General features: G+C 47.6%; 8 protein-coding genes. 3 read left to right on the top strand and 5 right to left on the bottom strand.

Going from position 1 to position 11,775, the window contains the following annotated elements:
• The first annotated feature begins 5 nt into the window (after window positions 1-5).
• Complete coding sequence (locus tag EFA69_RS18835; protein ID WP_123134602.1) at window positions 6-983, top strand: isoaspartyl peptidase/L-asparaginase family protein; 978 nt, start codon at window positions 6-8, stop codon at window positions 981-983.
• A complete protein-coding gene (locus tag EFA69_RS18830) occupies window positions 964-1,749 on the top strand; it encodes a copper homeostasis protein CutC (RefSeq protein ID WP_123134601.1) in 786 nt (261 codons plus the stop codon). The genes EFA69_RS18835 and EFA69_RS18830 overlap by 20 nt, the downstream gene beginning before the upstream one ends.
• Window positions 1,750-1,947: 198 nt before the next feature.
• On the opposite strand, the gene EFA69_RS18825 is transcribed toward EFA69_RS18830, so the two are convergent.
• Entirely contained in the window at window positions 1,948-4,242 is a 2,295-nt protein-coding gene (locus EFA69_RS18825; RefSeq protein ID WP_245964634.1) for a GH92 family glycosyl hydrolase, read from the bottom strand.
• Window positions 4,243-4,762: 520 nt separating this feature from the next.
• On the bottom strand, window positions 4,763-7,519 hold the full coding sequence (locus EFA69_RS18820; RefSeq protein ID WP_123134599.1) for a glucuronyl esterase domain-containing protein: 2,757 nt from the start codon (window positions 7,517-7,519) through the stop codon (window positions 4,763-4,765).
• Between the two features lie 353 nt (window positions 7,520-7,872).
• Between EFA69_RS18820 and EFA69_RS18815 the strand changes: the two genes are divergently transcribed.
• Window positions 7,873-9,831 (top strand): sialate O-acetylesterase, encoded by a 1,959-nt coding sequence (locus tag EFA69_RS18815; protein ID WP_123134598.1) that lies wholly within the window; start codon window positions 7,873-7,875, stop codon window positions 9,829-9,831.
• 167 nt (window positions 9,832-9,998) lie between these two features.
• Here EFA69_RS18815 and EFA69_RS18810 read toward each other — a convergent pair whose 3' ends face one another.
• The 3 genes from EFA69_RS18810 to EFA69_RS18800 form a co-directional block, all read right to left on the bottom strand.
• Entirely contained in the window at window positions 9,999-10,625 is a 627-nt protein-coding gene (locus tag EFA69_RS18810; RefSeq protein ID WP_123134597.1) for a TlpA disulfide reductase family protein, read from the bottom strand.
• Window positions 10,626-10,731: 106 nt separating this feature from the next.
• On the bottom strand, window positions 10,732-11,145 hold the full coding sequence (locus EFA69_RS18805; RefSeq protein ID WP_123134596.1) for a YeeE/YedE family protein: 414 nt from the start codon (window positions 11,143-11,145) through the stop codon (window positions 10,732-10,734).
• A gap of 33 nt (window positions 11,146-11,178) precedes the next feature.
• Window positions 11,179-11,736: a YeeE/YedE family protein gene (locus EFA69_RS18800; protein WP_123134595.1), complete on the bottom strand. Its 558-nt coding sequence runs from the start codon at window positions 11,734-11,736 to the stop codon at window positions 11,179-11,181.
• Window positions 11,737-11,775: the final 39 nt, after the last annotated feature.

The raw sequence follows: 11,775 nt of genomic DNA, 5'->3' as shown, positions 1-11,775 counted from the left end.
AGCACATGAGCAGCAGACGTAACTTTATCAAGTTATCAGCCCTAGGGGCTACTTTTTTGGGCGGAGGATTTCATTTAGAGAGAGTTTTTGGTGGTTCATTGAGTACTGCCGCGGCCACTAAACCAATTGTGATCTCTACCTGGGACCATGGTATTCCTGCCAATGAAGCCGCCTGGAAAATTCTTTCTAAAAACGGCAATGCCTTAGATGCCGTGGAAGCGGGAGTGAGAGTACCAGAAGCTGACCCTAACGTGCGTACCGTTGGCTACGGTGGCTACCCAGACCGTGAAGGAAAAGTAACCCTAGATGCGTGTATCATGGACAAGGACAGCAACTGCGGAGCGGTGGCTTTTCTGCAGCACATTAAGCACCCCATTTCGGTGGCCCGTAAAGTAATGGAAGAAACCCCGCACGTCATGCTGGTGGGGCAGGGCGCCTACGATTTTGCCATTTCAAAAGGATTCAAAAAAGAGCATTTGCTTACCCCAGAGTCTGAAAAAGACTGGAAGAACTGGCTGAAAGAATCTAAATATAAACCGGTTATCAATATTGAAAACCATGATACCATAGGCATGTTGGCTTTAGACGCCAACGGTGACCTGGCGGGCGCCTGTACCACCAGTGGGGCGGCTTACAAAATGCACGGTCGGGTAGGAGATTCACCAATCATAGGGGCTGGCTTGTTCGTGGACAATGAAGTAGGTGCCGCCACAGCTACTGGCTTAGGTGAAGCTGTGGTAAGGATGGTGGGCAGTCATTTAGTGGTAGAATTAATGCGTCAGGGAAATTCGCCAGAAAATGCCTGCCGGTTGGCGGTGGAGCGCATCATTGCCAAGCACAAAGATGTGAAAGATCTGCAGGTAGGGTTTATTGCGCTCAACAAGAGAGGCGAGTACGGAGGTTATTGCATCCATAAAGGCTTTAATTATGCTATTCATGATGCTGCTGGCAAAAAGTTGATAGATGGGAAAAGCAAGTTCTAAACCAAGATATTCTCTGGAAATTTGCGTGGATTCAGTGGCCTCTGCGGTGGCTGCTGAACAAGGCGGGGCTCAACGAATAGAGCTCTGTGATTATCTGGCATGTGGCGGCACCACGCCCAGCGCCGGCATGATTAGTTTAGTAAGGGAAAAGATTTCTATTCCAATTCATGTATTGATCAGACCGCGCAGAGGTGATTTTCTTTACTCCAAAGAAGAAATGGAAATCATGAAGCGTGATATTCAAGTTTGCCAAAAGGTAGGGGCCGATGGCGTGGTGATTGGCCTTCTAACAAAACACGGGGATATAGACATAGCCCAGACAGAAGAGCTGATAAATGCGGCAGGCTCTTTACGTGTGACTTTTCATAGGGCATTCGATCTTGCTAGAAACCCATTAGAAGCTCTGGACCAACTACTACAGCTCAACATTGATCGGCTGCTCACTTCGGGTCAACAGGAAACCGCTCTGCAAGGAGTGTCTCTATTAAAAGAACTACAAGTACAGGCTGGTGAAAAAATGAAAATTATGCCGGGTGGTGGGGTTACCCCTGAAAATGTAAAGGAGATTATACAGAGTACAGGAGTGAATGAAGTACATGCCTCTGTACGCCGGCGGGTGCAGGGAGAAATGGTCTTCCAGAAAGACTATCCGCCTATGTCTGGCAATAGTCCTTTGTCTGAGTTCGAACAAATGATTGCAGATGTAGAACAAGTTAGGAAAATTCGGCAGCTACTAGATGAGCTATCTAGTGAGGAGGCAACTTGAATGAGGAAAAGCAATTACTTTGTCAACATCTCAGAGCAGTTTGAAGTGGCAAAATGGAAATTGTTTTTCTTCTATAGGAAATTGGGGCAAAAAGAAATGGGCTTAACTCTAGTAACTAGAAGATATACTTCAAAAACAGCAGCTTAATTGAAGTTAAAGACCCCGATTTAAATGTGGGTCTTCTCTTGTAGATAGAAGCTAATAAGCAGGCGTTGAAGTAGCCCAGTCTTCCTTGGAAACTCCCCAGGAAGCGCTGGGTTTGTTGCCCATTTCAAAAAATAAGGTGCCGCCTTGCATCAAGTCTTTGTGCAGAATATAAGTCTTAGTATATGGTTTGCCATTGAGGGTGACACTTTGAATGTAGATGTTTTCCTGGCTACTCAATGGGGCTGATATTTTCAGCTTTTTTCCGTTGGGTAATTGAAGGACGGCTTGTTTTACCGCCGGACTTCCAAAGACATAGGCTCCATTGGCAGGATTAACAGGATAAAATCCCAACGTTGAGAGAATGTACCAAGATGACATTTGCCCCACATCTTCGTTGCCAATAATACCATCTGGCTTGTCTGTGTACATATGTTGCATAATGAAGCGTACATGCTCGGCAGTCTTCCAAGGTTGGCCAACGTAAAGGTACAGATAGGTAATGTGGTGGCTGGGCTCATTTCCATGGGCATATTGACCAATCAGGCCTGTAATATCATTAGAAGCGCCTTCGCCCATATCTCCCTGGATCTTGAACAGTGAGTCTAGCTTAAGGGCGAATGGTTTAGGGCCACCCATCAAATTTACCAAGCCTTCCACATCTTGGGGCACCAGCCAGGTGTACTGCCAAGAATTTCCTTCGGCATAGTCGTCTTTCCTGTGTTCAGATTTGAAGGGATCAAAGGGGGTGCGCCAACTGTCCTGAGAAATTCTCCCGCGCATGAAGCGGGTTTGTTTATCAAAATAGTTTTGATAGTTCTTTCCACGCGTGCTGAAGTACTGGTAGTCTTCTTCCTTGCCCAGTTTTTTTGCCACCAAGGCAATGCACCAATCACTAATGGCATATTCTAAACCTTTGGCTACACTCTCCACTTCATCATCGGCGGGAATAAAACCAAGTTCCTTTACTTTTCTTAGACCAAACTCATTGCCCAAGGCAGTGGCTTTCATGGCTTCATAGGCTAGTTTTTTGTCAAAGCCGTCAAAGCCTTTCATGATAGCATCTGCCACTACCGGTACGCCACTGTAACCCACCATCGTGTTCGTTTCATTGCCCATCAAATGCCAGACGGGCAGTTTGCCCTGTTGCTGGTAAATGGCCAACATAGAATTGACCATGTCATTCACTCGGTTTACCTGTAAGATTGTATACAAGGGGTGCGCCGCCCGATAGGTGTCCCAGAGGGAAAAAGTGGTGAGGTTGGTGAAGTTGGCTTTAGGATATACTTTCTTATCTGTTCCTCGGTAGTCTCCGTTGTGGTCATTGAAGATAGAAGGAGCCATCATAGTATGGTATAAGGCGGTATAAAAAGTACGGGCTTGGGCCTTGTCAGTAGTTTCTATCCGGATCTTCTGCAACTCCTTGTTCCAGTTGTCGTCTGCTTCGCGTACTATTTGGTTAAAATTCCAGTGCGGCACTTCGGCCTGGATGTTGGCCAGCGCATTTTCAGAACTAACCGGGGAGATCCCTACTTTAAGTAATACTTTTTCGCCTGACTTGGTTTTAAAACGTGCGATGCCTTTAATGCGGGTGCCTTTTCCGGCGGGCGTTGGAGATGTGGCGGCAGTGTCATACACCTGAAAGCTTTCAAACTTTTCAATGGGTTTAGAGAAGACAGCGGTGAAATATACCCGCTGATCGTTGGCCCAGCCATTTGAAAAACGATAGCCCGCCAGCGTAGTGTCATTGATTTGCTTTATATAGGTTTCTGTAGGGTTATCCCAGCCAATTCCTTCTTTCAGGTCAAAGAGAATACTTGCCTGGTCTGACTGCGGAAAGGTGTATTGGTGCAGACCTACCCGTTCTGTAGCTGTCAGTTCTGCCTTAATGTTATAGCGCTTGAGCTTTACAGCATAGTAACCTGGTTTGGCTTGTTCCTCTTCATGGGAGAACAAAGAGTAGTAGCCGCTGTTGGGGATGCTAAGACTGCCACGTACTAAGGTCACTTCTCCAACGGTAGGCATCACCAGGATATCACCTAAATCGCCAATGCCAGTGCCGCTGAGATGGGTGTGGGCAAATCCCACAATGGTAGAATCTGAGTAATGATAGCCAGAGCACCAGTCCCAACCATGTGACATATTGGTGGGCCCAAGTTGCACCGCTCCAAAGGGAACATTGGCCCCCATGAACACATGCCCATGAAAGCTGGTGCCTATATAAGGATCTACCCACTGCGTAAGGGAAGAAGAGGAGGAACTCTTGTTCTGGTTTATCTTAGAGCAGGCCATGACTGCTATACTTAACAGTGCAGTAAGTGTAAAGCGGAATTTTAAAAAAACTTTCACGTGGGTGAGTTTATTGTTTTGCAATGGACTAACTGGTTAGGCAGGAGCAATCAAGGTGTTGTTGGCAGTGTTGGACATGAATAGAAATCAAGAGGAAAAAAGAGAATATTGCGTAGAGAGTAAGCTTCATGGCAAGGAACAGTTTTCCTGATTACATTACAAAGCACCGTATGACATCACGTAATGTAAATGTATCAAGAATAATAGCTTCCATCTCAAGAACCAACGCTACTTTCTTCAGTCACTTATCATTGACTTAAAAGCAAATGACTTCCAGCCGTAGTTGGAAGTCAAAAAATTTGGGGCTGGACCTGAAGATGTTGAAGGAATAATGGCATAGCCCTCCGCTTTGGCTAAAGCTATTACCCAAAGGGCTTCTTGCCTCAATGCAGACTTAAGCGTTCTAGTATTCTGGGTAAGCAGTGGGCTGTTTTTTGTACTTTTATTTATTCAGATTTAAATTCATTAGTCAAACAAAAAGGCGCTTAATCCGCGCCTTTTTGTTTGACTAATGAGGTAATTATTGAATTATTATTTTTTGAGTAGTAACAGTGTCGCCTTGCAAACGGATTAAGTAAGTACCAGCGCGCAGATTTTTTCTAGGAATGGAGGCAATGGATGCCTCTCCCACCAATGTCTCTGTAACCACCCTTCCGGTAAGATCAAGTAGCTGAATCTTTTGGATATTTCTGCTATTTGCCCCAAGCATAATATTGATGTTTTCAATGGCAGGATTTGGGAATATTAGTACAGCATCATCCTGCAGTGCTTGTGCAGATGCAACTGCAAGGCGCTGTGTATTTGTTGAGCCATCTCCACAGGCTCCAACACAATCACCATGTTGTAAATGAGAAACAAGGGCTAGTTTAGAAATAGTGATCAACTGGCCTTTGTGGCAGATCGTGACTTTGGCAGGAAGTGTGACCATTACTGTTTGGGGGCTGCTTGTATGAAGGCCGTCACTCACTACCACAGATAAAGTGTAGCTACTTTGGTTTAGGTCTCTATGTGACAATGTACCAATTGAAACTACGCCCGTTTGAGAATCAATGGTGAATTTACCGGCTCCGGTTCCTCCCACAATTTGCCAGTTCTGGAAAGTGGTGAAGCCTGGCTCATTGGTGTCGTCGGCGTCAGATGCAGTGATGCCGCCCAATTCATTGCAGGTGGCATCATTAAACGAGAAGCTCACGCCAGAGGAAACAACAGGAGCATTGTCATTTGCGTTGGTCAGATTGATGGTAACAGTTTTCGCGGCACTTGTGAAATATCCGTCTGTAACGGTTACGTTGAGTGTATAAGATCGTGTGGAGGACTCAAAATCTAACGAAGAATTGTCTGCCACAGTTAATTGGCCGGTAGTGGCATCAATGGCAAATATGGAAGCCCCTGTACCACCTGTGATCTGCCATTGTTGAAGCACTGTAGCCGTATCAGGATCTGTTGCCAGCACATGGCCAATAGACGTATTGTTGGCAGCTGATTCACTAACTTTAAATGTCTGACCAGGAGTAATGGCAGGGGCTTGGCCGCAATTGATACTCGGTGATCCTAGTCCTGTGATTGTAGCCCCGGAGGTAGTGACCAAGAGTTTATCTAAATGGGCTCCGTCTTCGCGGTAGGCAATGGTAATGGTGTGTTGCCCGGGACTAAGATTGGCACTAGATACTCTTACCCATTGCCAGCCAGAGGTGGCAAGTCCATTTACGGTTACAAAAGGGCCATTGTCTATTTTAATCCAGTAACTGTCATCATTGGCGGTGGGTGCATTAAGTCTGGCTACAAAATTATAGGTGGCTGCGCTGTCAATTGTAAAAGGGAATACAACGGTAGCGCCTGCGCCGGAAGGTGCCGCAGCGGTACTATTAAGACCAGGTTTAACGGTAACGTAGCTTCCATTGGCAGCATTTGTGTCCGTTACTGTATTCCAGTCTGAACCTACTGTGGCGCATTCAGCTTCCAACCAAATTCTCCTGCCAAGGGGTTCTGCGGGTAAAACAGGTTTTCCGGTACCCCACCACTTATACCAGCGCTCGTGATCAATTCCTGCGTAAGGGTGTACCATTACATTGGTATTGGCACTGGTATTACCTAAGAGGAACTTCTCAACGAAGGCTTCAATAGCGGGGCGTTGGCCCGTAGGAATAGCACAGTGACCGTGCCCCCCATCTATAAAGAAACCAAATCTGTCTCCTATGCCTAAGGTTTTATACACTTCGTGGGTGGCTCTGGCAGATACATACGCTGAGGGATTCGCTAACCATTCAAAATCTGTATTACCCGTCACCAATAATGCTCTGGGAGCTATCATGGCCATTAATTCATGGTGATCATGCGGCAGTTTGGAAACGTTGCTGCCGGCAAACTGGCGCATATCATCCTTAAACCAGTTGTAGTCAGTGGCACCTAACTTTTCCACGCTGCCTAAAGTTTCTGACACTCTCCAGGCTGGAGCACCACCTCCACCGGATTCCTGCGCAATGGTAAGCGCAATCCTTTCATCTAGGGCTCCGGAGAAGAGTGCCATTTTACCTGCGTAGGAGCAACCGGTTACTGCCAGGTGCTTCAAGTCAATGGGCAAAGTAGATTGAACTAGTTCCAAACCATCTATGAGGCGGCTTACGCCCCAGGCCCAGGCGCTGTATTGTCCGGCATTGCTAAGGTTTTGATCGGGGTACAGGCGGTAGTACGGATCTGACAAGGAGGCCCCGTAGTAGGTGGTGACCTGGTTGTGATTGTAGGTGATACGGGCAACGTTCCGGTTGGTGAAGATATCAGAGGGGAGGCTGCCGGTGGGGCTGTTCATCCCAATAACCGCGGGGAAAGGGCCACTACCCGCAGGCAGGGAAATCTGTGATGTTAAGGTAAGGGTCTGACCATTTACCGTAACGTTCACTGTAAGAACCCCGCCATTGGTGCTGGGCGCGAAGGAAGCGGTAATGGTTTCAGGTCGCGTGGGTTTTTTACCTATTTCGTAATGTTCAATTTCTGCCCTTATTTCATTGCGCCTTCGTGCCCAATCTTTGAAATTGGTGGAGCGTCCGCTCCCGTCTGACCACATGAAAGGGTCGGTTAAGGGTTCTATGGCAGGTAGTTGGTCAAAGGAGGGCAGGGGAGGTGGAGTGTAGCCGGCGCCGGTATTCTCAACGGTATACACAAGGGGGATCTGTGCTTGTAGTCCTTGGCAAAAGATGGTAAGAAGAAGGGCTAAGAGCGTAATTTTTGCTTTCATCTTTTTGGCTTTAATGGTTAAAAAATATTTGAAAAGGATAATCAACTAATACTCGTGATTGGGGGTATTCCTTGGTTCTCTTAACCACTGCCTACTCAGCACCTTTCACCGGCAACTATTGGCAATGCTTTTATCAGTTTTGCTCATGGAAGCTTCCTTGCCTACAACCCTTTTAATGCCGCTGAAAGAAAGCTTATTAACTATATTTTATGTTTTATTAATTGAAAATATGATATTTTTGTGATAATTGCAATCGGTTTCAATAAAAATAATTTTTGATTACACTTTTTAAAACAGAAGTAGGTGATGTATCTAGTATAGCGCTTGCAACCGATAGCATGAGTTAGTAATATAGTAATATTAGAGTAGAGTTTCTGAAGTACACCATAAACTAAAATATGTCAAGGAGAATCATTCAACCTGAAAGCATCAGGCGTTTAGCCTTTGTGTTGCTGTGTTTGTTCCAACTGGAATCGTTCAGTCAGGTGAGGTTGCCCCAGCTCGTCAGTGACGGAATGGTATTGCAGCGCAACGCCAAAACTAACATCTGGGGTTGGGCTTCCCCCGGCGAGAAAGTCACTGTAAGCTTCAAGGGTAAAAGCTACAAAGCCATTACTGGTGCCGACGGGAAATGGAAAGTGGTCTTGTCGCCCTTACCGGCCGGAGGACCCTACACCATAGACATCAAGGCAAGCAATCAGCTCAAAGTCAATGATGTCTTAGTAGGTGATGTTTTCTTGTGCTCCGGTCAATCCAATATGGTGCACCAGATGTCTTTGCACAACATCACGTATGCCCAAGATATTGCCACGGCGAACTACCCACAGATTCGTCATTTCTGGATACCTACTGCCACCAATCTGGCAGGACCTGCGCAGGACCTGCCGCCATCCGCCTGGAAATCTGCCAATCCACAGGATGTCAATAATTTCTCGGCGGTGGCCTATTTCTTCGCCCGTAAACTTTATGAGCGTTATCAGATTCCCATTGGGTTGATTAACGCTAGTGTAGGAGGCACGCCCATAGAAGCCTGGACCAGTGAGGAAGGCTTAAAGGAGTTCCCGGCTATTCTGGCTACCATCAATAAAAACCGAGATACCAGTTATGTAAACCCTATCCAGCGCCAGGCGATGGCCGCTGCCGCCGCTAACCGGCTAAAGGTGGAGCAGGATAAAGGGCTTACGGGACCAGTGAAATGGTTTGCCCCTTCTTACACTCCCAAAGGATGGCGCAACATCAATATTCCGGGCTACTGGGAAGACCAAGGCATAAAAGACCTGAACGGCGTGGTATGGTACCGTAAAGAAATAGAGGTACCCGCCTCTATGGCGGGCATGCCGGCCAAGGCTTTTCTGGGCCGGATTGTGGATGCAGATGCCTTATATGTGAATGGAAAACAGGTGGGAAACACTACGTATCAATACCCTCAGAGAAGATACACATTACCGGCTGGCACCCTCAAACCTGGTAAGAACCTCTTTGTGGTGCGGGTAATCAACCATGGGGGCAAAGGGGGCTTTATCCCAGACAAACCTTATTACCTGGAAGCGAACGGGCAGACCCTAGACCTGAAAGGAACGTGGCAGTATAAGGTGGGGGAGGTTTACCGCCCAGGTACCGGAACCGGAGGAGGAATCAATGTCCAGAACCAACCTACCGCCCTGTACAACGCCATGGTGGCTCCTGCTACTGATTACACCCTTAAAGGAATTTTGTGGTACCAAGGGGAAAGCAATGCCGGAAACCCCACTGAATACAAAAAGCTGTTGCCCGCCTTGATCGCTGACTGGCGCAACAAATGGCAGCAGGGCAATTTGCCTTTCCTCTATGTACAGCTTCCCAATTTTATGGAGGTGAATTACCTTCCGTCTGAGAGCAACTGGGCATTGATGCGGGAGGCGGCGCTGCAGACTTTGGCGGTGCCCAACACAGCCATGGCCGTGACCATAGAACTAGGCGAGTGGAACGACATTCACCCAGACAACAAGAAAGACGTGGGGGAACGCTTGGCGCTGGCTGCCCAGAAATTAGTGTACGCCGATAAGAAAATTGTTTCTTCTGGTCCGCTTTACCAATCCTCAAAGATTGAGGGAAACAAGATCGTCTTGAGCTTTGCCCACGTAGGGAGCGGGCTTGTCTCCATAGATGGCGAGGAGCTCACTCAGTTTGCCATTGCCGGGGCCGACAAGAAGTTTGTCTGGGCTAATGCCCGCATTGAGGGCGATAAAGTGGTGGTCTGGAGCGATGAGGTTACTGCCCCCAAGTTTGTGCGTTACGCATGGGCCGATAACCCAGACGGGGCCAATTTATACAACAAAGAAGGCTTGCCGGCTTCCCCTTTCCGCACCGATAACTAATTTGTCTAGCCCACTTTAGTTCCAGGTATTGGCAGGAATGATAGGGTGGATAAGTCTTATCAAACAACAAGCCCCGAGAGCAAATAATCTCGGGGCTTGTTGTTTGATAGCTTAAGATACAGGCTAAAGGATACGATTGGAAATTTACACTCTTTAAGGACAAAGGGCTATTTTGCTAAGTTCAGAAGGTAGTTGCGCACTTCCTCTGTATCATATTGGGCTAAACCAACCTGCGTGTGCATAATTTTACCGGCCGGGGAAATAATAAAGGTGGTGGGGATGGAAGCGCTTTCAAACTCCTGCGGCATAGCGCTGGCAAGTAAGTAGACCGGGAAGGTATAGCCTTTCTTCTGAATATATTTCTGCACCTTGGCCAGACCGCCTTCATCTACGGAGAGCATGACAAAGGCAATCTTCTCTGAACCTACCTTTTCGTACAGGCTCTGAATATTGGGCATCTCCGCTACGCAGGGCGGGCACCAGGTGGCCCATACATTGAGGAATATCACTTTCCCGTGCAGGCTCTCAAAATTGACCGGGGTGCCGTCTAGCCGCACCATCTCAAAACCAGTGCCCGCTCTTTTAAACGAAGTGGAAGCCGCTGACTCGGAGTCTGAGGAAACAGCAGTGACTGGGGCAGACACTTCCGCCTCTTTGAGTCCTGTTGCCAATAAAAGACGCTGAACCTGACCAATAACTTCAGTATGAAGGCCGGTTAAATACAATACTCCCACCAACGCTACTGTGTAGGCCCAGCCCGGGATAGACCGGAAGGAAAAAGTGCTTTTGTTCATGGTGATTAAGTAAAGGCTGAATAGATATAGGAGCTGGTTTAGCGGCGTTTGCGTTTAGGGGCTGTTTTTCCAAAAACAGCCCCTAAACGCAAACGCCGCGGAATACTTAATGGGGAAGCTTGTTCCTCAGCAAACCGTACACATAAGTGCCTGCCAAAGCCCCCGCAATAGCCAACAAAATTGACCAGTACCCAGCCCCCAGGTTCACAAACAAAGGGCCGGGGCACGCGCCCACCAAAGCCCAGCCCAAACCAAAAATGATTCCTCCCAGCAAATAGCGGGGCACCGACTTCTCTTTGGGAGGAAAGCTAATAAGATTGCCTTGAGAATCACGTACCCTGTACTTCTTGATCAGCCAAACCGCCAAAGTGCCCAGCATCACCGCGGTGCCAATAATGCCATACATGTGGAACGACTGGAACCGGAACATCTCCTGGATGCGGTACCATGAGATCGCCTCAGACTTGCTCATCACTATCCCGAAGAGGATCCCGATTAAGATATATTTGATTCCTTGCATAGATTACAGTTTTAGCTGCTGAAAATTGATACCTTAAAAAATAAGCGGGAAGAGCAGGTGCGTCATGATAAGACCACCTACAAAGAACCCAATGACCGCCACCAGCGAAGGCCACTGCAGGTCAGACAAGCCGCTGATAGCGTGCCCCGATGTGCAGCCCCCGGCATATCTCGTCCCGAACCCGATGAGGAAGCCCCCGCCCAGCATGATCCAAATATTCTTGAGGTGGAAGATCGTTTCTAAACCAAATAACTCATCGGGCTGCAGCCCTTGCGGCGGAGCAAAGCCAAGTGCCTGTAAATCCTGAATAGTGGCTTGTGAGATTTGCACCGCTTGGTCAGAAGCGATAACCGTAGAGGATATAGCGCCGCCCAGAACAGCGCCCACCAGAAACAAGAGGTTCCAGATCTGAGTTTTCCAGTTAAAGTCAAAAAGCGGAACGTGTTTGCCGGCCCCACAGGCGGCGCAGATGGTCCTGAAATTAGACGAAAACCCAAACGATTTCCCGAAGAACAGGAGCAAAATCATGACCAGGGCAATGACAGCCCCAGAAACATACCAGGGCCAAGGCTGGCGAAGTATTTCTAACATAGTCTCAGATTAAAATGAAGAAGTATATTTCTCCACAGG

Origin of the sequence: Rufibacter immobilis (assembly GCF_003721565.1) — a bacterium.
GTDB lineage: Bacteria > Bacteroidota > Bacteroidia > Cytophagales > Hymenobacteraceae > Nibribacter > Nibribacter immobilis.
This window is presented reverse-complemented; position numbering and strand designations above follow the sequence as displayed.

Bases quoted from the DNA above. Each gene is read 5' to 3' on its own strand.
- EFA69_RS18830 (WP_123134601.1), top strand. From the start codon at position 964: ATGGGAAAAGCAAGTTCTAAACCAAGATATTCTCTGGAAATTTGCGTG.
- EFA69_RS18810 (WP_123134597.1), bottom strand. From the start codon at position 10,625: ATGAACAAAAGCACTTTTTCCTTCCGGTCTATCCCGGGCTGGGCCTAC.
- EFA69_RS18835 (WP_123134602.1), top strand. From the start codon at position 6: ATGAGCAGCAGACGTAACTTTATCAAGTTATCAGCCCTAGGGGCTACT.
- EFA69_RS18800 (WP_123134595.1), bottom strand. From the start codon at position 11,736: ATGTTAGAAATACTTCGCCAGCCTTGGCCCTGGTATGTTTCTGGGGCT.
- EFA69_RS18805 (WP_123134596.1), bottom strand. From the start codon at position 11,145: ATGCAAGGAATCAAATATATCTTAATCGGGATCCTCTTCGGGATAGTG.
- EFA69_RS18815 (WP_123134598.1), top strand. From the start codon at position 7,873: ATGTCAAGGAGAATCATTCAACCTGAAAGCATCAGGCGTTTAGCCTTT.